The organism is Streptomyces sp. NRRL S-31 (assembly GCF_000718775.1).
Taxonomy (GTDB): domain Bacteria; phylum Actinomycetota; class Actinomycetes; order Streptomycetales; family Streptomycetaceae; genus Streptomyces.
On sequence record NZ_JOCB01000117.1, the window covers coordinates 1 to 24,222 of the forward strand.

General features: G+C 71.4%; 17 protein-coding genes and 2 pseudogenes. 10 read left to right on the top strand and 9 right to left on the bottom strand.

The window, feature by feature from the left end; genetic code table 11:
- The first annotated feature begins 301 nt into the window (after positions 1–301).
- From IF37_RS0133475 to IF37_RS40030, 4 genes and pseudogenes are all read left to right on the top strand, one after another.
- Positions 302–664 carry a hypothetical protein gene (locus IF37_RS0133475; protein ID WP_030751460.1) on the top strand — a complete coding sequence of 121 codons (363 nt, stop codon included), beginning with the start codon at positions 302–304 and terminating at the stop codon, positions 662–664.
- A 366-nt stretch (positions 665–1,030) separates the two neighbouring features.
- The gene (locus IF37_RS0133480; protein ID WP_030751463.1) at positions 1,031–2,725 is read left to right on the top strand and encodes a cytosine permease; all 1,695 of its coding nucleotides are present in this window, start codon (positions 1,031–1,033) and stop codon (positions 2,723–2,725) included.
- A gap of 238 nt (positions 2,726–2,963) precedes the next feature.
- A pseudogene (locus tag IF37_RS42950) lies at positions 2,964–3,056 on the top strand (50S ribosomal protein L32); the annotation flags it as partial.
- Positions 3,057–3,063: 7 nt separating this feature from the next.
- Positions 3,064–4,144, top strand: a pseudogene (locus IF37_RS40030) (GTP-binding protein).
- 656 nt (positions 4,145–4,800) lie between these two features.
- Here IF37_RS40030 and rpsR read toward each other — a convergent pair.
- Genes rpsR through rpmG form a run of 4 tightly spaced genes read right to left on the bottom strand, consistent with a single transcriptional unit; the run spans position 4,801 to position 6,651 of the window.
- Positions 4,801–5,043 carry a 30S ribosomal protein S18 gene (rpsR, locus tag IF37_RS0133495; protein WP_030751469.1) on the bottom strand — a complete coding sequence of 81 codons (243 nt, stop codon included), beginning with the start codon at positions 5,041–5,043 and terminating at the stop codon, positions 4,801–4,803.
- Between the two features lie 26 nt (positions 5,044–5,069).
- Positions 5,070–6,227, bottom strand: coding sequence for a GTP-binding protein (locus tag IF37_RS0133500; protein ID WP_030751472.1), 1,158 nt, complete (start codon positions 6,225–6,227; stop codon positions 5,070–5,072).
- Positions 6,224–6,481 (bottom strand): type B 50S ribosomal protein L31, encoded by a 258-nt coding sequence (locus IF37_RS0133505; protein ID WP_030751474.1) that lies wholly within the window; start codon positions 6,479–6,481, stop codon positions 6,224–6,226. The genes IF37_RS0133500 and IF37_RS0133505 overlap by 4 nt, the downstream gene beginning before the upstream one ends.
- Positions 6,482–6,486: 5 nt before the next feature.
- Positions 6,487–6,651 carry a 50S ribosomal protein L33 gene (gene rpmG, locus IF37_RS0133510; RefSeq protein WP_030751477.1) on the bottom strand — a complete coding sequence of 55 codons (165 nt, stop codon included), beginning with the start codon at positions 6,649–6,651 and terminating at the stop codon, positions 6,487–6,489.
- Positions 6,652–6,734: 83 nt separating this feature from the next.
- Between rpmG and rpmB the strand changes: the two genes are divergently transcribed.
- Positions 6,735–6,971, top strand: a complete 237-nt coding sequence (gene rpmB / locus IF37_RS0133515; protein WP_030751481.1) for a 50S ribosomal protein L28 — start codon at positions 6,735–6,737, stop codon at positions 6,969–6,971.
- The gene (rpsN, locus tag IF37_RS0133520) at positions 6,971–7,276 is read left to right on the top strand and encodes a 30S ribosomal protein S14 (protein ID WP_030751484.1); all 306 of its coding nucleotides are present in this window, start codon (positions 6,971–6,973) and stop codon (positions 7,274–7,276) included. Before rpmB ends, rpsN begins: the two co-directional genes overlap by 1 nt.
- A gap of 151 nt (positions 7,277–7,427) precedes the next feature.
- On the opposite strand, the gene IF37_RS0133525 is transcribed toward rpsN, so the two are convergent.
- The 5 genes from IF37_RS0133525 to IF37_RS0133545 all read right to left on the bottom strand — a co-directional run bounded on the left by IF37_RS0133525 (position 7,428) and on the right by IF37_RS0133545 (position 13,536).
- Positions 7,428–8,180 carry a TIGR03943 family protein gene (locus IF37_RS0133525; protein ID WP_030751493.1) on the bottom strand — a complete coding sequence of 251 codons (753 nt, stop codon included), beginning with the start codon at positions 8,178–8,180 and terminating at the stop codon, positions 7,428–7,430.
- Positions 8,177–9,211: a permease gene (locus IF37_RS0133530; RefSeq protein ID WP_030751496.1), complete on the bottom strand. Its 1,035-nt coding sequence runs from the start codon at positions 9,209–9,211 to the stop codon at positions 8,177–8,179. The genes IF37_RS0133525 and IF37_RS0133530 overlap by 4 nt, the downstream gene beginning before the upstream one ends.
- A 412-nt stretch (positions 9,212–9,623) precedes the next feature.
- Positions 9,624–10,934 (bottom strand): MFS transporter, encoded by a 1,311-nt coding sequence (locus IF37_RS0133535; protein WP_216725867.1) that lies wholly within the window; start codon positions 10,932–10,934, stop codon positions 9,624–9,626.
- Between the two features lie 743 nt (positions 10,935–11,677).
- Complete coding sequence (locus tag IF37_RS0133540) at positions 11,678–12,862, bottom strand: FAD-dependent monooxygenase (protein ID WP_052845510.1); 1,185 nt, start codon at positions 12,860–12,862, stop codon at positions 11,678–11,680.
- Complete coding sequence (locus tag IF37_RS0133545) at positions 12,859–13,536, bottom strand: DsbA family protein (protein WP_030751506.1); 678 nt, start codon at positions 13,534–13,536, stop codon at positions 12,859–12,861. The genes IF37_RS0133540 and IF37_RS0133545 overlap by 4 nt, the downstream gene beginning before the upstream one ends.
- 83 nt (positions 13,537–13,619) lie before the next feature.
- Here IF37_RS0133545 and IF37_RS0133550 point away from each other — a divergent pair, with 83 nt between their 5' ends.
- The 4 genes from IF37_RS0133550 to IF37_RS0133565 form a co-directional block, all read left to right on the top strand.
- Positions 13,620–14,180: a TetR/AcrR family transcriptional regulator gene (locus IF37_RS0133550; RefSeq protein ID WP_052845511.1), complete on the top strand. Its 561-nt coding sequence runs from the start codon at positions 13,620–13,622 to the stop codon at positions 14,178–14,180.
- A 363-nt stretch (positions 14,181–14,543) separates the two neighbouring features.
- The gene (locus tag IF37_RS0133555; RefSeq protein WP_030751512.1) at positions 14,544–20,963 is read left to right on the top strand and encodes a protein kinase; all 6,420 of its coding nucleotides are present in this window, start codon (positions 14,544–14,546) and stop codon (positions 20,961–20,963) included.
- A gap of 41 nt (positions 20,964–21,004) precedes the next feature.
- A complete protein-coding gene (locus IF37_RS0133560) occupies positions 21,005–23,953 on the top strand; it encodes a DEAD/DEAH box helicase (RefSeq protein WP_030751515.1) in 2,949 nt (982 codons plus the stop codon).
- Positions 23,953–24,222: hypothetical protein (locus IF37_RS0133565; RefSeq protein WP_030751519.1), on the top strand; the 270-nt coding region annotated here is incomplete at its 3' end. The genes IF37_RS0133560 and IF37_RS0133565, both read left to right, overlap by 1 nt.

Consider the following 24,222-nt stretch of genomic DNA (forward strand, 5'->3'; position numbering starts at 1 on the left):
CCCGGCTGCGGACCCCACGAACCAGTCGGGGCCCTCGCCTGCCCCTCCTGGCCGACCTGCGCTCCATGGCCCTGCTGTACGCGCCGGCCTTCCTCCTCGGGATCGGGGAAGCCGCCTACGACAACGCCGCCCAATCCCTGATCCCCCGCGTCGTGGCGGACGAGAACGGACGAGAACCTGGAGAAGGCCGACAGTGCGCTGATCACCGCCGAACGCATCGGACAGGGCTTGGCAGGACCGGCCCTGGGCGGCGTCCTGTTCCCTCTCCCCCGCCCTGCGGTTCGGCCTCAACGCCCTTGCCATGGCCCTCGGCGTCCTTCTCCTCGCCCGCCTGCGTACCTCAGGCCCCGCCCGGGTCGCCGCCGTGCCCGGCGGGCAGGTGGTCCGAACCGTCGTCGGCGACGCCGCGGCCGGCATGCGCCGGCTGTGGCGAGCGCGGTTCGTCCGCACGACCGTCCTGACCTGCTCGGCCGCGTCAACAGCGCCAACCGCCCCTTCTCCGTGGCCGCTGTCCCCTTCTGCCTGCGCGCACCCCTCTGGTTGGCCACCGGCGCACGCGCACGCTTCCGAGCTCGGTGTCATCGCGAGCGCCCCCGCCGTCGCCCGCGACGACAAGCTGGGCCGCGTCGACACCGAGGTCCTCGTGCTCGCCCCTCGCGCCTGACCGGCTGCCGAACGGAACAGCTCCTTCAGCGCGTTGGCCGCCCCGTCGCCTACAGACGCCCTGAACATCGGCTCGTGGACGGCCTCCTCACCTGGCCCGCAGGGCCCTACAGCCGTCCCCCCGAGAGCCTTCCGAAACACTTCCTTCATCCGGGAAGCATTCAGGGATAACGACTGCCTCCTACGGTCCCCCGTCATGGACATGAAGGACCTGTACGCGCCCGGCCTCCCGCCGGATCCGCTCCACTCCCTCCCGCCACCTCCGCTGGCCCGCTCGCCACCGGTGCCACACGGGCCCGCCGTCCTCGCCCGCCTCCGATGTGAGGCACCCCGCAACAGTCCCCCACCCGCAACAAGGAGGCGCGGTATGACCACCGAGCCACGACTGGCAGAAGTCACCGAGCCGGAACCGGCGCGGAAGGCAGCGCCCGGTACCGACCAGGCCGTCAAGGAAACCCTGGAGGATTACACCCTCCGCTTCGCGCCCCGCGGTTACCGGCGCTGGACCCCCATGGTGGTGGCCACCACGGCACTCGGCGGCATCGCCTACATGGCCGACTTCTCGATCGGCGCCGGCATCGGTTTGGCACACGGCACCGGCAACGCGCTCGTGGCGATCGCCGTGGCCGCCGTCGTCATCTTCGTCACCGGCTTCCCCCTCGCCTACTACGGCGCCCGTTACAACATCGACCTGGACCTGATCACCCGTGGCTCCGGCTTCGGCTACTACGGCTCGGTCCTCACCAGCGTCATCTTCGCCAGCTTCACCTTCATCTTCTTCGCCCTCGAAGGCTCGATCATGGCCCAGGGCCTGAAGCTCGGGCTCGGACTGCCGCTGTGGCTGGGCTACCTGGTCTCCACGCTGATGGTCATCCCCCTGGTGATCTACGGCATGAAGGCGCTCAGCAAGCTCCAGGTGTGGACCACGCCCGTCTGGCTGGTGCTGATGGTCGCCCCGCTGGTCTATCTGATCGCCACCGACCCCGGCACGGTCGACCGCTTCCTCTCCTACGCCGGCACCGACGGCGAGGGCAGCGTCAACACCGCCTCCGTGCTGCTCGGCGCGGGCGTGTGCCTCTCCCTGATAGCCCAGATCGGCGAGCAGATCGACTACCTGCGCTTCATGCCACCCAAGACCGAGGCCAACAAACGCACCTGGTGGACTGCCGTCGTCATGGCCGGCCCCGGCTGGGTGGTCCTCGGCGCGCTCAAGCAGGCCATCGGTGTCTTCCTCGCCGTCTACATCCTCGCCGAGGTCGGCCCGACGGCCGCACCCGAACCGATCCAGCAGTTCCGTGGCGCATTCGACGCGATGATGCCGTCCTGGGTGGTCATCCCGCTCGCCGTGGCACTCGTCGTCATCAGCCAGATCAAGATCAATGTGACGAACGCGTACTCCGGTTCGCTGGCGTGGACGAACTCCTTCACCCGCGTCACCAGGCACTACCCCGGCCGCATGATCTTCGTCCTGGTCAACCTGGCCTTCGCGCTCGCCCTGATGGAAGCCGACATGTTCAGCTTCCTCAACGACATTCTCGGCTTCTACTCGAACTGTGCGATCGCCTGGGTCGTCACCGTCGCCGCCGACATCGGCGTCAACAAGTACCTGCTCAAGCTCTCCCCGCTCCAGCCCGAGTTCCGCCGCGGCATGCTGTACGCCGTCAACCCGGTGGGTGTCGTCGCCTTCGTCGCCGCCTCCGGCCTGTCGATCGCCATGTACTTCCACGCCCTGGGCGACACCCTCCAGCCGTACTCCCCCGTCGCCGCCGCCGTCATCGCCTTCGCCCTCACCCCGCTCATGGCGGTCGTCACCAAGGGCAAGTACTACCTGCGCCGCACCGACGACGGCATCGACGAGCCGCTCCTGGACGGGGACGGCAACCCCAGTGCCGTGACGTACCAGTGCCACGTGTGCCGACAGGACTTCGAGCGACCCGACGTGGCCGCCTGCGTCACGCACGACGCCGTCGTCTGCTCGCTGTGCCTGAGCACCGACAAGGTCGGCGACCACGTGCTGTCGGCGGCACCCACCGCCTCGAACCGAAAGGGCCATGCCGCGTAGTCGGCCAGGACACATCCGGGCCGGCATCGCCCGCCGCCACCGGACATCGGACGCAAACCCCGTCCCGTGCCACCTTTTGTACCGCCACCTCGGAAAGAGCGCCTGAGACCTGGTCGCGGCGGTCCTACCGCGCGTCGAGCGCCTCCACCTCGGCCGCTGCTGAGACCGCCGCGTCCTCGTCCGTCCTACGGATCCGGAGTCCGAGGGCGACGAGAACGGCGGCCGCCGGCACGAAAGTCTTGTCCCGGTCACCGTCGACGGCGCCTCCTACCTGGTGCCGCAGCGTCTCGTGAAGGCGTACGAGCGCGGCCTGCTGCGCCCCGAGGGCTGATTTCTTGATGCCTTCCGAGTCTTCCGAGCCTTTCGGGCGACTGCCCGTCACCGTCCTGTCCGGCTTCCTCGGCGCGGGCAAGACCACCCTCCTCAATCATGTCCTCGGCAACCGCGAGGGCCTTCGCGTCGCGGTCATCGTCAACGACATGAGCCAGGTCAACATCGACGCCGCCCTGGTGCGCGGCGGCGAGGCCGCCCTGTCGCGCACCGAGGAGCGACTGGTCGAGATGACCAACGGCTGCATCTGCTGCACCCTGCGCGACGACCTGCTTCAGGAGGTCGACCGGCTGGCGCGCGAGGGCCGTTTCGACTACCTGCTCATCGAGTCGTCCGGCATCTCCGAACCCATGCCGGTTGCCGCGACTTTCGCCTTCGCCCGCGACGACGGCGCCACCCTCGAAGAGGTGGCCCGTCTGGACACCATGGTCACCGTCGTGGACTCGGCGAACTTCCTGCGTGAGCTGACGACGGGCGACGAGCTCGTCGAGCGCGGCCTGGACCAGTACGAGGAAGACGAACGCACCGTCAGCGACCTGCTCATGGACCAGGTCGAGTTCGCCGACGTCATCCGGCCGGGTGAAGGCCGACGACGTACTCGGCACCCGGCTGTTCGACCTGGAACGAGCCCGGCAGGCCCCCGGCTGGGTGCGGGAACTGAACGGTGACCACGTCCCCGAGACCGAGGAGTACGGAATCTCCTCGACCGTCTTCCGGGCCGGACTGCCGTTCCACCCCGGTCGGCTATGGGCCTTCGTGACCGAGGGACTCGACAGCGGCGCGTACGGGCGGATCCTGCGCTCCAAGGGCTTCTTCACACTGGCCAGCCGACCGCGGGTGACGGGACTGTGGTCACAGGCCGGCTCGGTCGCACGTTTCGAGCCCTCCGCCGCCCGTGACACCGACAGCCCCGAGTGCCAGGAACTGGTCTTCATCGGCACACACCTGCGCGCTGACGCCCTGCACGCGGCACTGACCGACTGCCTCATGGCCGACGGTGAGAGCCTGCCGCCCGGCGACCCGTTTCCCGCCTGGGACACCTACGGCATCGACGGCACCTGCGAGCACGAACTCGTAACGTCTGCCTGATAGTTCGGGTCGGGCGGCGAACACAGCCACGGCGCCGCCCGGCCCGGCGCAGGCACAGGCACAGGCACAGGCACAGGCACAGGCACAGGCACAGGCACACGATGAAGCGATCAGGGATGCGCGGAGGACCGCGGCAGGATCGCCGACGCCGTGCGTCTCGGCGTGCGGACGCTCTGGTAGGCCGCACATGTGCGGGCGGCGAGGAGGGCGCGGGACCATCTGGCCACGGGCACGCCGACCCGCACGACGACCATGGGCACGCTCACACCCACACGGCCGCCCCGCGCGGCGCCTGGCTGCTCACGGTCCCCGCCGCCGCGCTGCCGCTCTTCCCTCCGCCTGCGCCCCGGAGGGCCGTATGGTCCGGCTGACCGGTCTCGTCACCCATGGGGACAGTGACACTGGTACGCGACCAGGCTGCTGGTCTCGTGCTACGGCGGACACGACGACGATCAAGGTGCAGGTCCGCGGCGCGGACGCCCCGGCCACCGACACGTGGGTAACGGTGACGGGAACCTGGCGCCCCAAGGGCAGGCCGGGCTCGGAAGCGACCTGGCCCCCGTATCGGACGTGCATACGGTCCGCCAGGTCGCCGAGCCGTCGAACCCATACGAGAAGCGGTGACAGCGCCGGGGCGATCCCTTCGGCTGTGCGGGCTACCGGGTGCCGTAGGGCAGGAGCGCCATCTCCCGTGCGTTCTTGATGGCCTGTGCTATGTGCCGCTGCTGCTGACGCGTCACCTGGGTCACCCTGCGGCTGCGGATCTTCCCGCGGTCGGAGATGAACTTCCGCAGCAGGTCGGTGTCCTTGTAGTCGACATAGGTGATGCCGGCGGCGTCCAGCGGGTTGACGCGCTGACGCTTGGTGGTCTGCCGCCCGGTGCTCGTGCGTCGGGGCATGGTGAGGTCGGTCCTCTCTGTCGGGTCTATCGGGTCACTGGGTCGAGCAAGTCGTCGAAGACGTGCGGGAGTTGTTGCCAGCCTCTTCTGCCGGCCGCGTACTCGTCGTCGGTGAGGAGGCACGAGTCGAGCAGGGTCGGCAGACCGTCTCGGTCCAGGCCGGGCGAGGTGAAGGTGAGGTACTGGCAGCGGTCGCCGTGTTCGGGGTGCCAGTCCAGGGAAGCGGCGAGACGGCGTCCGGCGGGCACCATCTCCCACGCGCTGTCCGGCAATGCGGCCAGCCAGGGACCCACCGACTCCACGCACAGGGCACCGCCCGCGGCGTCCCAGGACAGCAGGGTGTCGGGACGGTCGGCCAGCCAGAAACGCCCACGGCTGCGCGCGGCGGCACAGGTCAGGTCCTCCAGAGCGGCGTAGAGGCGCTGCGGGTGGAAGGGCCGGGTACGCCGCCAGACGAGGGTGGTCACGCCGTGTTCGTCGCACTCCTGCGGCAGCAGCGCGCACGCCGGGTGCAGGCGGGCGGCGGCGGCCGCCACGTCGAAGCCCGCCAGCAGGGCGGACCCCAGGGCGCCGCTGTCCACACGCAGCTTTCGCGCACCTGGTGTGAGCTGGGCGAGCAGAGCACGGTCGGTGTCGTCGGCGCTCTCCCCCGGCGAGCCGTTCTCGACGACGGCGATCACCGTCGGGTGTTCCAACTGCCGGGCGAAGGTGTCTGCGACCGTGCGTTGGTCGGTCGGGGCCGCGGCGAGGCCCACGTCGGCCAGGTCGTCGCCATTGGCCAGGTACGGCAGCACGAGCGCCGGGTCGACCGCGGTGGCGACCCCGGTCAGAGTCAACGGGGCCCCCGCGGCGGCGATGACCGCGGCCATCGCCTGGGGCTCGACCGAGTCCCACAGTTCCACGACGGCCAGCCGGTACCTGTCCTCCTCGGCGAGCCGCAGCAGCTCGGGGACCAGGTCCTCACGCAGTGCGCAGCACGCGCAGTCGTTCACCAGCGGGGCGTCGCCGTGACCCAGCGGGCCGGCGGCGTCGCGGACCGTGCGGTGCACGGCGCTGTCGACGGCGGACGTCAGGTCGTGGTGCAGCGCGATGGAGCCGGGGACCGTGCGCAGGATCTCCTCGACTGCGGCGCGGCGGGCGTCGGCGTGCAGTCCGGCGACGATGGCGACCGGCAGCCCGCTCATCGCTCACCCCGTCCGCGTCCGTAGCGCCGCTCGAAGCGCTCGACCCGCCCGGCGGTGTCCAGGACGCGCTGGGTGCCGGTGTAGAAGGGGTGGCTCGCCGAGGAGATCTCGACGTCGATGACCGGGTAGGTGTTGCCGTCCTCCCACTCCACGGTCCTGTCGCTGGTGGCCGTCGAGCGGGTGAGGAAGGCGAAGTCGGCGGCCCGGTCACGGAAGACGACCGGGCGGTACTCGGGGTGGATTCCGGGCTTCATGGCTCTCAGCGCTCCTCACGGAAGTCGACGTGGCGGCCGGCGACCGGGTCGTACTTGCGCAGCGTCAGCCGGTCGGGGTCGTTGCGGCGGTTCTTGCGGGTCACGTAGGTGTAGCCGGTCCTGGCGGTGGACCTCAGCTTGATGATCGGGCGGAGTTCGTTACGGGCCATGGACGGCACCCTACACGAGTTTGGTTTTCATTTTCATTTGGCTGCTAGTGTGCTGCCCTCACCGACCCACCGAGGAGGAACCCGTGTCCGCCCACTGCCAACTCACCGACCGCCAACCCGGCTTCGGCCACCACATCTCCCACTCCCACCGGCGCACCAAGCGCCGCTTCGACCCGAACATCCAGCGCAAGCGCTACTGGCTGCCCAGCGAAGGGCGCCACATCCGGCTCACCCTGTCCGCCAAGGGCGTCAAGACCATCGACGCGATCGGCATCGAAGCCGCGGTGGCCCGCATCCGCGCCCGGGGAGGGAAGGTCTGATGGCGAAGAAGAGCAAGATCGCGAAGAACGAGCAGCGGCGTCTTGTCGTGGCGCGTCATGCCGAGCGGCGCGCCGCGCTGAAGGCGATCATCTCGTCACCCCACAGCTCCGAGGACGAACGCGCCGCGGCGCAGCGGGAACTGCGCCGGCAGCCCCGCGACGCCAGCGCCACCCGCCTGCGCAACCGCGACGCCGTGGACGGACGCCCCCGGGGTCACCTGCGCGCCTTCGGGCTCTCCCGCATCCGGGTCCGCGCGATGGCCCACGCCGGCGAACTGCCCGGCGTGACCAAGAGCAGTTGGTGAGCGACGGCCACTCAGCTGACGGGGCGAGCCCCTGAACCGCCGCAGCACTCACGCCGACGGTGTGGGTGCTGCGGCAGGTTCAGGGGCTCGCCCAGGCCACCACCGCTGGAAGAGTCGCCGGCCGCCCAGGTCGAGGCGGAAGGGTGCCGGTCTACCTCGTGGAGGCAAGTGGAAGGGCGTCGGTGTAGGAGTTCGCTGGTTTGGCGACCTTCTCCACGGCCCGGGCGTCGAGCGCGGCGGGTGCGGAGCCGGTGCCGAGGGCTCCGCCGGGGTGCCAGGTGCCTGTGACCGCCACCCAGGTGTCGGCGGCCGGAGCGGTTGCGCCGTAGATCCGTACCGTCACGGACTGGGCGTCCGCGGCGCAGCAGGAGATGATGATCCGAGTCAGGTACCAGCCGCCGCCCCGCTTGCCGGAGGTGACGAAGCCCGTCATCCGCACTGTGCGGTCCTTGATGGCCCGCGTGTGGTCCTGCTGCACGCGCCGGATGAAGTCCGAGAGCGTCATGGGCAGCGGCGAGGTCGCCGGCAGCGGGTCGAAGTCGTCCTGGTGCGTGATCGCCTTGGTCGGCTCGCGGGAGGCTGTGTACGCGCCGAGGGCGGGCGGAGCATAGAGCAGCATGCTCAGCGCTGGGAGGAACAGAAGCCAGGCGGCACGGGATGCGCCGGAGTGGTGGTGCCCGTGGTCGTGGCCGCCGCCGTGGTCCGTATGATCGTCGCGTCCACGCCGTCGCCCGTGCGCCACCGCGTCCGCGACGCCGAGCAGGATCAGCAGGACGCCGGAGGCGATGAGCAGGGGGCGCATCCCTTCCTTGACGTATCGCAGATACAGGTCGGTGAAGAGGGCGACGCGCAGCAGGCCGATGCCGGTGAGGACGAGAAGGGCCGTCTGAAGCGGGCGTCTCACAGCAGTGCTCCTCCGACCAGCGCGCTGGACAGGACCGCCACGACCACCGTGGCGGCGGAGAATCGGACCGCGAAGGCCCGGCCGAAGGTACCCGCCTGTAGGGCGATCAGCTTCAGATCAACCATCGGACCGACCACCATGAACGCCAGCCGCGCGACGGGCGAGAACCCGCTCAGCGAGGCCGCCACGAACGCGTCGGCCTCCGAACACACCGCCAGCACGATCGCCAGTCCGGCCAGGAACACCACCGACAGCCAGGGCGAACCGGAGAAGGTGTCCAGCAAGGAACGGGGCACCGCCACGTTGAACGTGGCCGCCGCCATCGCGCCCACCACCAGGAAACCGCCCGCATGCAGGAAGTCCTGCCGGAAGCCGGCCCGGAACTCTCTCCACCGACTGCCACCCGCCTGATGCCCACTGTGCCGCTGGACCGGCCGCAGCCACTCGGCCCTCCCCAACCACAGCCACAGCCAGCCCATCACCGACGCCGTGCCCAGCGAGGCCAGCAGCCGGGCGGCGACCATGGCGGGCTGCGCCGGGAAGGCAACCGCGGTGGCCGTCAACACCACCGGGTTGATCGCAGGAGCCGACAGCAGGAACGCGAACGCGGCCGCGGGCGTGACTCCCCGCCCGATCAGACTGTTCGCCACCGGCACCGACGCACACTCGCAGCCCGGCAACACGGCTCCCGCCACTCCGGCCACCGGCACGGCGAGTGCCGGATGGCGTGGCAGCACACGAGTGAACACCCGGGCCGGCACGAACGCGTTGATGGCACCGGACAGGGCCGTGCCCAGCAGCAGGAAGGGCAGCGCCTGCACGGTCACGGCGAGACAGACGGTCCGCCACGCCTGCATCGCCGGCGTCTCCGTCCACCGGCCCACGAGGTAGAGCGCGATACCCGGAACGGTGGCCGCGCCCAGCAACAGCAGCGGCCAGAACCGAGGCAAGCCGGCGGCAGCTTCACCGCTCGCCGCTCCGTCCACCTCGGCGATTTCAGCCTCCCCGGCCCGTTCTTCCGCCGTCCGCATGCCACCCCCGTCTGCCGGATGCTCCGGCAAACATATCGGCCCCGACGACCTGAACCTTCACGAGCGCCATGCTCGGTGAGGACAAGCCCCGCCGTAGGCCCGTGGACGCCGGCATGAGGTATCCGTATCGGTCCGGGGGTTCGCGGCGGGCTGCGGCAACGGACGGCGCCGTCTTCCTTTTCTCCGCGTAGACGGCTGCTGATACGCCATGACCGGTCGGCCACGGCCAGACGTGCTGCGGCCGACAGCCCTACGCGAACTGTCGGCCACCCTCGGGTTCCGTAGCTCGGCCGCCCTGCCTGATTCATCTGCGCCACTTCACGCAGACCGGGATCGGAGAGTGCGTTGACTAGTAGCCATTGGTGCACGTTCGGTGGATGGAACAGGCTCCTGCCTCACGGGGCGTCGGTCCCTAGCCGGCGGTACGTGGGCGGGCGGCGTACAGGTGGGCGACGGTGATGACGGCGCTGGCCGCGAGGGGCACCAGGAGCGCGGTGTTCATGTTCTCCCAGCCGAGGGTGTTCAGCACCGGTCCCGCGGCCAGCGCGCCGACGGCGGATCCGCCGAGGGTGAAGACCTCGCCGACGCCCTGGACAACGGAACGTTCCTGCGGCCTGTAGGAGTTTGCGACGAGCGCGGAGCCGGAGACGTACATCAGGTTCCAGCCCACGCCGATCAGCCCCAGGGCGATCACGAAGTGCATGTGGGACAGGCTCATCAGGGCAGTCACCGTGCCCAGCGCGCTGACGGCGACGCCGATCAGCAGGGTCCGTCCCGCGCCGATCAGCCGGGTGAGCGGTCCCGAGGCGAAGGCGGTGGCAAACATGCCGACCATGTGCCACTGGATGACCTGGGCGCCGTCGTGGACGGAATGACCGGCCTTGACCGCCGCGATAGGGGCCGCGGCCATCAGTGAGGTCATCACGAAGTACCCGATGCAGGAGCCCGCGACGCCGGCGAGGAACACCGGCTGCCGCGCGATTTGCTTGAGGGTGCGCGGGGCCACGTCTTCGGCGGCGGCTCCGGGCTCTGACCGGGCTGCGGCGGCCGCTTCGGTGTCCTCGGCCGTCAGCAGGGACAGCACGCCGATGGAAATCAGCGCCAGCACGGTGACCAGCGCGTAGGAACCCGTGAACTCCACAGGACCGAGGTCCCTGACCGCCGTGGCCAGGAACGGCCCTGCGACGGCCGCGATCACCCCGCCGGACAGGACGGTCGAGATGGCCTTGCCGCGCTGATCGGGCGGGAACATGTCGGCGGCCGCGTACCGGTAGTAACCCGCGAACGCCTGATAGACGCCGATACACGCGATGCCGATGCAGAAGAGCACGAACTGCTCGGTGAGCAGCGCGGTGACCGAAATGATGCCGCCGGTGAGCGCGGCACCGGAGCCGACCAGGAAACCGGCTTTGCGTCCGCGACGCCTCATGAAGCGGGACGCGGGGTAGGTCGCGACCCATGAGCCGACGCCGATGAGGGCGAACGGCAGGGTCGCGAGCGCGGGCACAGGAGCGAGTCTGAGGCCGACCAGGCCGGTGAGCGTCAGGTCGATGCTGATCCCGAAGTAGTAGAGCATCTGAGCCGACGTCAGCACCGTCATGGCGCGGCGCCTGTGCGACGTGCCGGGCACGGCCTGCGGCTTACCTCCTTCCGTGTTTCGCCGCTCGGCTTCTTTGGAGGGCTGTGCCATCGAATTCACCAGATCGGGGGTGCGGCAGCGCAAGAGCTGACGGCAAGATGAATGTGAGTTGAAATGTCGCCACCGGCTTGGCCCATCCGTGCGCCCCCTGCCGCCTTCTCGGCACCCCGGACGCTCTTTACACACACGGAGGGGGATCCTTCCTGCAGGGAGCGGAAGTCAATGGAAGATGTCTAGCGCTCTCACGGAGATCAGTATTGCTTCGGACCGTATGTTTCGGTGATCATTTCGCGCAATAGTTGCGCGTTACAATGACTGAAATCTGCCGCCGCATTGGCCGGGGAGGCGAACGGTTGTCGAAAATCCATCGAGAAGAAATGACATTTGCCCGTTATGGCCAGTGGTGCAATTCGCATCGTGAGCCGCCCCTGAGCTCTTTCACGCCAGCTTCGTTGAGCGAGTATGCGGCTGGTACCCCGTTCACCGGCCGTCGGCCCACACCCGTCGAGCACATCCCGCACCGGTCGATGTGGCTCGACGACGGCACCAGGTCCGCATCAACCACTGCAAACGGCGCGACCCAGCCCTGGGCTGGTCGTCGGTCACGGCAAGCACCGCCGCTCCGTCCGGTTCCCTCGGCGGTGGCGAGCGTCAACGTGGCCCGATATACCGAAGGCCCACGCAGCGGACCGTCCTCACCGACGTCGACTGCGCGGTCTCGGTGGTCGCCGCTCCGCGCCTGCCGCGTCGCGAGGCGCGGCAGGCGCGACGCACCGGAAGGGCGGGGGACGGCACACTGCTGAAGCCCCTTCCGTCCAGGGGCGCCGTCAGGGCGTCGGCTCGACGGAGGCAGCCGTCGTCGGCGCGGGACCGTCGAGACCGAGTCGCTGTCCCAGGCCGACGCCGTGCCGGTAGAGGGCGGTTCCCTCGGCCAGCCGGTTCTCCTCCCATGCCTCCAGGGCGGCGTCCAGGGACGGGAGTTGTCCGAGGGCCCCGAAGAGGGTGATGGCGTCGACGGCCGCCTTCTCCGCACCGGCCGCCGTGTGGGGCCGTACGACGAACGCGGCGTCCCCGGCCAGCAGCATCCGGTCCTTGCGCATCCGGCTGACCCGCCCGTCCAGGATCGCCTGCACGAACGGGGCTCGTGTGTGCTCGACCAGCCGACGCAGCGGCTCGGGCAGCAACGTCCGGGCACGGGCCAGGAGTTCGGCATGCACCCGCGGTGCGATGAGCCCCGGGGGCACGGACAGCCCGCGGGCGGTGCCGTCGCGGTCGGTGGTGATGCGGTCGAGGCCCGCCGCGTCGGCCCGGACGTACCACACCCAGTTCATCCGCCGGCTGCCCGGCGCCATCTCGCCGAAGTCCCCCGGGATGAAGTAGCACAGGAACTGGGTGCGGTCCCCGTCGTAGAAGCTGAACCGGTCCCGGAAGACCGCGCTCATCTCCTCCGGAAGCTCCGTCTCGTCGATCACTCCGCGGTAGGCGACGTACCCGGCATAGCGCGGAGCGCCGTCGGGAGCGACGAGTTCGCGGTGGCGGGATGAGGAGCCGTCCGCGATGATCGCGAGGTCGACCGGATGGACAGCGTCGCCGACGTGGACGTCGACGCCGCCAGGGTGGGGCGCGAGGGCGGCCACCGGCTGCCCTTCGTGGTAGCGGGCGCTGTCGAGGCGGTCCCGGAGGGACGCGTAGATCGCCCCCCAGGAGATCATCCGCTGCCCCATGAGCGTGAGGTGGCTGCTCCCGTCCCGGCTGAAGTACTGCCGGTGGGTGACGGGAACGCTGATCCGGTCGGGATCGACGCCGCAGAAGGTGTTCAGGAACCAGGCGACACCCGGCTGGAGCACGATGCCCGCACCGCGGTCGTCGGGGCGGCCCGCGGACCGCTCCCAGACCGTGACGTCGAGACCGAGTTCGGCGAGTGCGACCGCTTGGAACAGCCCGCTCAGCGAACCACCGACCACACCCACCGACTTGATGTCCGACACCTTGATGTCCGATACAGGGGTCACAGCGCGCACACTCCGTTCTCGCACGCGGCTCCGGACGGTGCCTCGGCGCTCTGGCGTTCCAGGAACTCCACGAGTGCGTCAACGCCCACCGCGCCACTGATGCCCTTGTCGCCCACGATCAGTACCGGCACCCCGCGAAGTCCCAGGTGCTCGGCGAGGTTAAGGTCCTCGCGCACGGCCGACTCCAGGGCCGGATCGGCCAAGCGGGCCGCCACGTCCTCTCCGAGGCCCATCTCCTGACCGATCCGGGCCAGTACGGCCGTGTCCCCGACGTCCTGGCCCTCGGAGAAGTAGGCCGCGAGCAACCGGTCGGCCATCGCCCACCCCTGCTGGGCCCGCTGTTCCGCCAGCGCGATCAGCCGGTGCCCCACCCGCGTGTTCGGCGTCCTGGCGATCGCCTCGTAGTCGAAGACGACGCCGTCGTCGCGGCCGGCCGACACCGTCCCGCTGTCGAGCTGCCGCGAACGCTCCCAGCTGCCGAACTTCCCGCTCCGGTACGCGCGCCGGTCCATCCCGGACAGCGGCATCTCGGGGTTCAGCTCGAACGCGTGGTGGCGGATGTGGAACTCCTCACCTGTGCGCTCCCTCACGACGCCGACGGCCTTGTCCAGCCGACGGCCGCCGATATAGCACCAGGGGCAGATCAGATCACTGAAGACGTCAAGGGTGATCATGGAAACCTCCAATCGAACCGACTAGTCTGTTCGATGACAACGGCGACACGGCCGTAACCATTCCCGCCCCCACCGGAGGCCCTGTGACCAGCCCCGACGCCACTCGCGTCAAGATCATCACGGCCGCGGCCGGCCTGTTCACCCGGTGCGGCGTGCGGGCCGTCGGCATCAACGAGATCTGGCGAGCCGCCGAGGTCGCCAAATCGACCCTCTACCAGCACTTCCGCTCCAAGGACGAGCTTGTCGCCGCCGTCCTGCGCCAGCGCAACGACGAGTGGTGCGCGCGACTGCGTGCCCTCGCCTCCACGGCGGCCACGCCGCGGGACCGGCTGCTCGCGATCTTCGACCTGCTGGGCCAGGAGTTCGCCGATCCCGCCTACCGCGGCAGTGACCTGCTGAACGTCGCCGCCGAGTACCCCGATCCGGATCACCCCGTGCGGGTGGCGATCCGCGACCACAAACGCGAGATCCTGCGCTATCTCGCGGAACTCGCCACGGCGGCGCGGGAACCCGACCCCGACAAGGCCGCGGCGACCGTCCTGACGCTCGCCGACGGGGCCGCCTGCGCCTGGGTGAGCCTCGGCGATCCCACCGCAGCCGGTCTCGCGCGGGAGGCGGCGTCGCGCCTGCTGGCGTGCGGCTGACCCCGGGCCCGTCCCGACGTACTGAGTGTCGAACGGCTGGCCTCTCCCACATCGGCGCCACCGCCACCGTCCGCGCCGCGTCCGACTCCGCCTCCGGCGCGACGCCATCGACACCCTCGGTACCGCGCTCGACGGTCCCGGCCGGGACGAGCCGACCCGCGACGACGACCCGCCACGGTGTGGTGCCGACATCCGCCGACATCGGCGTCAACCTGCCGTCGCACCGCAGAGGCCCCCGGCACACAATCACTTGGCTGTTGACAGCGTCAACGTAGCTGTACCATCTTTGTCAACGAGCAAAAGGTGTACTCTCCAGCGGGATACACCCATCTTGCACAGGGCGGGCGAAACGGGGAGGGGCCGGTGGGTCTGGAGACGGTCGGCGGGCGGTTCCGGGTCACGGGGATCGTGGGGCGCGGGAACATGGGCGAGGTGCACCGCGCCGAGGATCTCCAGGCCGCCCCGGACTCCCCGCACCGGGAGGTGGCGGTCAAGACCGTGCTGCGCGGGCGGACCGGGATCGCGGTCGACGCCTCGGGGTCCGGCAAGGAGGTCGAGCGCTTCCGGCGCGAGGTGCGGATCATGCGCATGCTCTCCCAGGGGCACCCGAACCTCACCCTGCTGGTCGACGGCGGCGTGGACGGGGCGCCGGGCGGCAGCGGTCTGCCCTACCTCGCCATGGAGCTGCTGGACGGTCATCCGCTCGCGGACCTCGTCGACGAGGAGCCGCAGCTCCCGGTCTCCTGGGTCGCCGCCATCGGGGCGCAGATCGCCGCCGGTCTCACCGCCGCGCACACCGCCGGGGTCGTGCACCGCGATCTGAAGCCGGCCAATGTGATGCTGACCGGCGACGGCAGCGTCAAGATCCTCGACTTCGGCATGGGCACGATCGTCGACGACCCGGACCAGACGCGGCTGACCAGCACGGGCGTCAGCGTCGGCACCGCCCGCTACATGGCGCCGGAGCAGTTCCGCGCCGAGCGGGTCTCCGCCGCGGCCGACCTGTACGCGCTCGGCTGCATCCTGTACGAGCTGCTGATCGGACGGCCCCCGTTCTCCGCCCGGACCCCCTACGAGCTGTCCGAGCAGCACCAGCACGAGCGGCCGCCCCGGCTGACCCTGGTCCGCCCGGACCTGCCCGCCGAGCTGGTCCGGCTGGTGGAGCGCCTCCTGGAGAAGGACGCCGAGCTGCGGCCGGAGAACGCCGCCCTGGTCCGTGAGGTGCTGGTCCCGCTCGCGCTGGCCCCGGACGACACGGCCGCCCTGCTGGCCCCCCACTGGCAGGCGACGGACCCGGTGGCGCGGCTGCGGGCCCTGCTTCCCGAGCCCGCCGCCGCCGTCCCGGCGCCCGTGCCGCGCAGGGAGCCGCGGCTGCCCGAGGCGATGGACGTCTTCGGCATCCACGCCGACCTGATCGGCGAGTACGCGGACTTCACCAGGAGCGCGACGGTGATCCGGGACGCCCGGATCGCGGGCTTCGTCGAGGAGGACCTGGCGGCGAAGTCGCAGTGGCCCGATCCGTGGCTCTCGCTGAACCCGTTCTTCGCCGACGGCGGCCAGGTCACCGATCTCGTGCGGGACGGCGTCCTGCACCCGAGGTGCGCGGAGATCTTCCAGGCCGGCAAGAGGGAGACCTCGCCGCGCCCGGACGGCCGGCCGCTCACCTTCCATCTGCACCAGCGGGAGGCGATCGAGGCCGCGCAGGCGGGCGACTCCTACGTGCTCACCACGGGCACCGGTTCCGGCAAGTCGCTGTCGTACATCGTCCCGATCGTGGACCGGGTGCTCAAGGAGCGGCAGGCGGCGGGGCCGGACGCGGGGGGCCGGGTGCGCGCGATCGTCGTCTACCCGATGAACGCGCTGGCCAACTCGCAGCTCGGGGAGCTGGAGAAGTACCTGCGCCACGGTTTCGGGGCGGGCCGCGAGCCGGTCACCTTCGCCCGCTACACCGGCCAGGAGTCCGCCGAGGAGCGCCGCGAGCTGCGCCGGAACCCGCCGGACATCCTGCTCACCAACTACGTGATGCTGGAGCTGATGCTGACCCGGCCGGACGACCGGAGCAGCCTGATCCGCATGGCGGAGGGGCTCCAGTTCCTGGTCTTCGACGAACTGCACACCTACCGGGGGCGGCAGGGCGCGGACGTGGCGTTCCTGATCCGCCGGGTCCGCGAGGCCTGCCGGGCCTCGGCGACCCTCCAGTGCATCGGCACCTCGGCGACCATGTCCACCGAGGGTTCCTGGGAGGACCAGCGGCGCGAGGTGGCGCGGGTCGCGGGCCGGCTGTTCGGGACGACGGTGCTGCCCAAGCGGGTCATCGGCGAGACCCTGGTCCGGGCCACCGAGGAGGCGCCGGATTCGGTGCCCGCCGAGCGGCTGCGGGTGCCGGCGGCGCCCCGCTCGTACGAGGCGCTGACGAAGGACCCGCTGGCCCGCTGGGTGGAGTCCCGGTTCGGTCTGGAGCGCGAGGAGGGCACGGGGCGGCTGCGCCGGCGTGCCCCGGGGACGCTCGAGGAGGCGGCGGCCGAGCTGGCCGCCGCGTCCGGCGTGACCGAGGAGAGCGTGCGCGAGGCGATCCGGACGACCCTGGAGGCGGGGGCGCAGGCCAAGCACCCGCTGACGGAGCGGCCGCTGTTCGCGTTCCGGCTGCACCAGTTCCTCTCCAAGGGCGACACCGTCTACACGACGCTCCAGGACCCGCTCACCCGGCCGCTGACCCGCACCTACCAGCTGGAGCAGCCGGACAGCGACGGCAAGCCGCTGTTCCCGCTGGCGTTCTGCCGCGAGTGCGGCCAGGAATACCTGACCGTCTGGCGCATCGAGGAGGACGGCGCGTTCCGGTACGAGCCGCGCCGGGACACCTCCGCCTCCGGGGGCCGCGCGGGCGAGGGCTACCTGTACCTGGGCATGCCCGGGCAGGACTACGAGTGGCCGGCCGATCCGCAGAAGGCCGTGGACGACCGGCGGCTGCCGGAGTCGTGGCTGGAGCCGGACGCGCAGGGCGTGATGGTCGTGAGGAAGTCCTACAAGCCCCGGGTGCCGAAGCGGGTCGTCGTGGACGCCCATGGAAACGAGTCGGGCGAGGGCCTGGTGGCGGCGTTCGTGCCCGCGCCGTTCCTGTTCTGCGTGCACTGCCAGGTCTCATACGAGCAGACCCGCGGCCGGGACTTCGCCAAGCTGGCCACCCTGGACCAGGAGGGCCGTTCCTCGGCGACCTCGCTGATCTCCGCGTCGATCGTGAAGTCGCTGCGGGCGGTGCCCGAGGAGAGCCTCGGCAAGGAGGCGCGCAAGCTCCTCACCTTCGTCGACAACCGGCAGGACGCCTCGCTCCAGGCCGGGCACTTCAACGACTTCGCCCAGGTGACGCAGTTGCGCGGCGCCCTGTACCAGGCCGCGGTGCGGGCGGGCGGTGAGGGGCTGCACCACGACGACCTCGCCGAGGCCGTGACCGAGGTGATGGGCCTCGCCCCCCGCGAGTACGCGGCGGGCACGGACCTGCCCCCCTCCATGGAGCGCCGGGCGACGAAGGCGTTCCGGGACGTCGTCGGCTACCGCCTCTACCGCGATCTGGAGCGCGGCTGGCGCATCACCATGCCGAACCTGGAGCAGACGGGTCTGCTGCGGATCGACTACGAGGACCTGGACTGGGTGGCCGCCCAGCCCGAGCGCTGGCGGTCCGCGCACGCCGTGCTGCGCGACGCGGATCCGGCGCTGCGCGAGGAGGTCGCCCGCACGCTGCTCGACTACATGCGGCGTGAACTCGCCGTCGATGTCCAGTACTTCCGCGACGACTTCGACACCCTCCAGCGGGCCAGCGCGGAGCGCCTGACCGGACCGTGGGTGCTGGGCGACAGCGACCGGCCGACCGTCGGGACCGCCTACCCGTACGGTTCGCGTCCGGGCATGGAGCGCTCGGCGCTGTTCCTGTCGGCGCGCGGCAAGTTCGGCAAGTACCTGCGGCGGAACATGCCGGAACTGCGCGACCTGCCGCTGGAGGACGTGCAGGGCGTCATCGAGGACCTGCTGAGGGTGCTGCGGGACGCGGAGCTGGTGCGCGAGGTGGAGGCGGCCCCCGAGCAGTCCGGCCCCGCCTACCGGCGCCGCGCGGAGCGGAAGCGCACCGGTTACCGGGTGTCGGCCGCCGCCCTGGTCTGGCGGGCCGGGAACGGCGAGCGGGGCGCGGTCGACCCGCTGGCGCGCACCTACAGCAGCGGCGAGGGCCCGCGCGTCAACCCGTTCTTCCGCGACCTGTACCGCACCGCGGCCGCCGAGCTGGCCGGGCTGTACGCGCGGGAGCACACCGCGCAGGTCACCCCGGAGGACCGGCTGGAGCGGGAGCGGCAGTTCCGCGATGCCGAACTGCCCCTGCTCTACTGCTCGCCGACGATGGAGCTGGGCGTGGACATCTCCTCGCTCAACGCGGTGATGATGCGCAACGTGCCGCCGACCCCGGCGAACTACGCGCAGCGCTCGGGCCGGGCGGGACGGTCGGGCCAGCCCGCGCTGGTCACGACGTACTGCGCGACGGGCAACAGCCACGACCAGTACTATTTCCGGCGCTCCCAGGACATGGTGTCGGGGCAGGTGGCCCCGCCTCGCCTGGACCTCGCCAACGAGGACCTGGTCCGCTCCCACCTCCAGGGCATCTGGCTGGCGGAGACCGGCATGAAGCTCGGCACCGCGATCCCGGACATCGTCGACGTCGCCTACGACCCCGACGGCGGCGACCGCCCCGATCCGCAGATGCCGCTGCCGCTCCTCGCCGACATCCGCGACCTGTCCCTGGACGAGGGCGCCCGCGGGCGTGCGGTCGCCGCCGCCCGTACCGTCCTCGCCCCGCTGATCACGGACTTCGAGTCGACGACCTGGTGGTACGACGAGTGGATCGAGGACCGGATCGAGCGGGCGCCGAAGGAGTTCGACGCCTCCTTCGACCGGTGGCGCGACCTGTTCCGGGCGGCCGTCATCGACCAGTACGAGCAGAACAAGCGGGTCGTCGACCACACCCTCTCCCCCGGTGAGCAGGCCCGGGCGCGCACCCGCCGCCGGGAGGCGGAGACCCAGACGAACCTGCTGCTGAACCGCTCCGCCGACAGCAAGTCGGTGATGAGCGACTTCAACCCGTACCGCTATCTGGCGTCCGAGGGGTTCCTGCCGGGCTACAGCTTCCCGCGGCTGCCGCTGGCCGCGTACATCCCGCGCTCCGGCAACCGCCGCAACGCGGACGGCGACTACCTCCAGCGTCCCCGGTTCCTCGCAATCCGGGAGTTCGGGCCGGGCGCGCTGATCTACCACGAGGGCGCCCGCTACCAGGTCACCCGGGTGCAGCTGCCGCCGGACGCCTCGGGCGACCTGGCGACGGCGGAGGCCAGGCGGTGCGACGGCTGCGGCTACCACCACGAGGTCAGGCCCGGCACGGACCGGTGCGTGATGTGCGGGGAGGAACTGCGGGGCAGGCGCACCGGTCTGCTGCACCTGCACACCGTGTACACCACCCCGCGCGAGCGGATCTCCTCGGACGAGGAGGAGCGCCGCCGGGCCGGTTTCCGCCTGGAGACCTCGTACGCCTTCCAGGACCACGGCGTGCGCAAGGGGCGCCTCACCTCGCACGTGACGGACGCGGGCGGCGCGCCCGTCCTCGACGTGGACTACGGCGATTCGGCGACCGTCCGGATCACCAACCTGGGCCGGGTCCGTGACAAGGAGGGCGAGCCGGACGGCTACTGGCTGGACCTGGGCGACGGCCGCTGGCTCAACGACCGGGCCGCCGCGGACGCCATCGAGGGCACCGGCATGCCGGTGGTGGACGAGGACGGCAACGAGAAGCGCCGCAAGAAGCGGGTCCTGCCGTACGTGGAGGACCGCCGCAACATCCTCGTGGTCACGCTGGACGAGCCGGAGCCCGAGCCGGTGGCGCTGTCGTTCCTGTACGCGCTGGAGCGGGGCATCGAGGCGGCGTTCGAGCTGGAGGACTCCGAGCTGACGGCGGAGCTGCTGCCGCCGGACGACGGCCCGCGCCGCCGCCTGCTGTTCACGGAGGCCGCGGAGGGCGGCGCCGGTGTGCTGCGCCGCATCCAGCACGACCGGGACGCGCTCGCCCAGGCGGCCCGCACCGCCCTGGAGATCTGCCACTTCGACCCGGACACGGGCGAGGACGAGGGCGGCCCGGCGGACGGCGAGAAGTGCGCCCGCGGCTGCTACGCCTGTCTGCTGACCTACGCCAACCAGACGCACCACCGCCGGCTGAGCCGGTACGCCGCCCGTCCGCTGCTGCTGCGGCTGGCCGGCGCCCGCACCGAGCGGGAGGACCGCGGCGAGTCCCGCAGCGAGCGGTTCCGCAGGCTGGCCCCGGCGGCGAGCGGCGGGGCGACCGCGTCCGCGAGCAGTGCGGCGACCGCGTCCGCGGGCGGTACGGTGCCCGCTCCCACGGGCGGCGGGGCGACCGCGTCCGGGAGTGCCTCGCCGACCCCGGCGGAGGCGGATCCGACGGCCCTGGTCGCGGCCGGTGACCTGCTCGGCTGGCTCCGGGCGAAGGGCTACCGGCTGCCGGACGAGGCCGGCGTCCTCGTGCCGGAGGCGGGGGCCCGCCCCGACCTGGTCTTCCGCCTGGACGGCGCCAGCCTCGCCGTGTTCGTCGACGTCCCCGGCCACCCGGCCGACTCGACCCGCGACACCGAGGCCGGCTACCGCCTGGAGGACGCGGGCTGGGACGTCCTGCGCTTCCCGACGGACGCGGACTGGGACGCCATCGCCGACCACAACGCCGCCTACTTCCACACCCGTTGACCGCCTCACCGGCTCCCGACCTCTAGGAACCGAGACATCTCATGAGCCTCACGTACACAGCCGGTTCGCTGGTCGCCGCCCGCGGCCGGGAATGGGTGGTGCTGCCCGAGAGCGCCGCCGACATGCTGGTGCTGCGCCCGCTGGGCGGCAGCGAGGACGACATCGCGGCCGTCTTCCCCGCCTTCGAGGAGGTGCGCCCCGCCGAGTTCGCGGCGCCTAGCGCAGCCGACCTCGGCGACCAGCGTGCCGCCGGTCTGCTGCGCACGGCGCTGCGCATCGGCTTCCGGTCGGGCGCGGGCCCGTTCCGCTCGCTGGCGTCGATCGCCGTGGAACCCCGCGCCTACCAGCTGGTCCCGCTGCTGATGGCGCTGCGGCAGCGCACCGTGCGGCTGCTGATCTCGGACGACGTCGGCATCGGCAAGACGGTCGAGGCGGGTCTGATCGCCAAGGAGCTGCTCGCGCAGGGCGAGGCGACCCGGCTGGCCGTGCTGTGCTCCCCGGCGCTGGCCGAGCAGTGGCAGGGCGAGCTGCGGGAGAAGTTCGGCATCGACGCCGAACTGGTGCTGGCGTCCACGGTGTCGCGGCTGGAGCGCGGCCTGGAGCTGGGCCAGTCCCTGTTCGACAAGCATCCGTTCACGATCATCTCCACCGACTTCATCAAGTCGACCCGGCACCGCGAGGACTTCCTGCGGCACTGCCCCGGCCTGGTGATCGTGGACGAGGCCCACACGTGTGTGGCCGCCGACGACAGCGCGCAGGGCGGCGGGTCGTCCGCGACGAGCCAGCTCCGCTACGAGCTGCTGCGCAAGGTCGCCGCCGACGCCGACCGGCACCTGCTGCTGCTGACCGCGACCCCGCACTCCGGGAAGGAGTCCGCGTTCCGCAACCTGCTCGGTCTGGTGCGGCCCGAACTGGCCACGCTGGACCTGGAGTCGGCGGCGGGCCGGGCGAAGCTGGCCGAGCACTTCGTGGCCCGCAAGCGGGCCGACGTGCGTGACTACCTCACCAAGGAGGACGGTCTCGCCGACGACTCCCTGGCCGAGCGGACCGCGTTCCCGTCCGACCGCTGGACGAAGGACGAGCCGTACAAGCTGACCCCCGCCTACCGGGCGCTGCTCGACGACGCCATCGCCTACGCCCGGGACCGGGTCGAGCGGGCCGGCGAGCAGGGCAAGCGGGAGGCCCGGATCGCCTGGTGGTCGGTGATCGCCCTGCTCCGCTCGATGGTCTCCTCGCCGGCCGCCGCCGCGCAGACCCTGAAGACCCGCTCGGAGTCCGCCGCCGCCCGCACCGCGCACGAGGCGGACGTGCTGGGCGCCCCGGTGGCCGCCGACTCCGCCGACAACGACCGGCTGGAGGGCATGGACGTCGCGCCGGGCGCCGCCGAGTCGGAGGACGCGGGCGCCCGGCTGCTCGAACTCGCTCAGCGGGCCGGGGAGTTGGTCGGTCCGGCCGGGGACGCGAAGCTGAAGGCGCTGACCGGGCACCTGAAGAAGCTGCTCGCCGACGGCTATCACCCGATCGTCTTCTGCCGTTACATCCCCACCGCCGAGTACCTGGCCGAGCAGCTCGACGGCAAGCTGGGCAGGAAGACGAAGATCGCCGCCGTGACCGGCACGCTCTCCCCGCAGCAGCGGCTGGAGCGCATCGAGCAGCTCGCCGCCGAGGCGGCCGAGGAGGCCGGCGACCCGGCCGTGCGCCGGGTGCTGATCGCCACCGACTGCCTGTCCGAGGGCGTCAACCTCCAGCACCACTTCGACGCCGTCGTCCACTACGACCTCGCCTGGAACCCGACCCGCCACGACCAGCGGGAGGGCCGCGTCGACCGCTACGGCCAGAAGCGCGACGAGGTCCGCGTCATCACCATGTACGGCGAGGACAACGGGATCGACGGCAAGGTCCTGGAGGTGCTGTTCAAGAAGCACCGGCAGATCAAGAAGGACCTGGGCATCTCCGTCTCCGTCCCCGACGAGACGGCCTCCGGCGTCACCGACGCCGTGGTGGAGTGGCTGCTGCTGCACGGACGGCGGGGCAGCCAGGAGAGCCTGTTCGAGATGGACGGCCACCGGGAGTCGTTCGACCGGATCGAGCGCGAGTGGACCTCGGCCGCGGACCGGGAGAAGACCTCCCGCTCCAAGTACGCCCAGCGTGCCATCCACCCGGAGGAGGTGGCCCGCGAGGTCGCCGCCGTACGGGCCGCGCTCGGCGGCGCCGAGGAGGTCCGCGGCTTCGCCCTGGAGGCGCTGCGCGACCTGGACGCCCTGGTCCGCGACCCGCGCGACGGCTCCGGCGACTTCACCGCCCAGGTCGGCGGCACCCCGGCCGGCCTGCGCGACGCGCTCGCCGCCACCCTCGGCAACCGGCTGGTGGAGGAGGACCGGGAGATCCCGTTCCGCACCACCCCGGCGATCGCCCGCGGCGAGGCCGCCCTGGTCCGCACCGACCCTGCGATCGGCGCCGTCGCCTCCTACGTCCTGGACTCGGCCCTGGACGAGGGCGCCCTCGGTCCGCGCCCGGCCCGCCGCTGCGGTGTGGTGACGACGGACGCGGTCGCCATCCGTACGACGCTCCTCCTGGTCCGCTACCGCTTCCACCTCACCCTGCCGTCCCGTACCGGCGACCGGCAGCTGGTCGCCGAGGACGCGCGCCTGCTCGCCTACGAGGGCGTACCGGCCCGCGCCCGCTGGCTGGACGACGACGCGGCGACCGCTCTCCTCGCGGCCCGCGCCACCGCCAACACCCATGAGCTGGCCGCCCGCAACGCCATCTCCCGCGACCTGGCCGGGCTGCCGGACCTGGCCGCGCACCTCACCGAGTACGGCACCCGGCTGGCCGCCGAACTCGACGCCTCGCACCGCCGGGTCCGCAAGGCCAACGAGGAGATCGTCCGCGGTCTGAAGGTCGTCCCGCAGGAGCCCGCCGACGTCCTCGGCGTGTACGTCTACCTGCCGCAGCAGCCCGCGCCCCTCTCCTCGGGAGCCGAAGCCTGATGTCCGCGACCACTCGCACCGCCCTGGCGTTCACCGCCGTCACCACGGTCGGCGGGCTCCTCCCCGCCGACATGCTGCTGCGCATCGCCGAGGCCCGGAACCTGCCCGGCACCAAGCCCGCCGACTACCACCTGCCCGCCTCCGTGCCCGTACGCGACGAAGCCGAACGGGCCTGGGAATACCTCAAGCCGCTCTGGCGCGAGCTGCGCACCGCCCTGCCCGCCGACCCGGCCACCGGCGCCCCCGCCGCCGACCCCACCGGCCGCGCC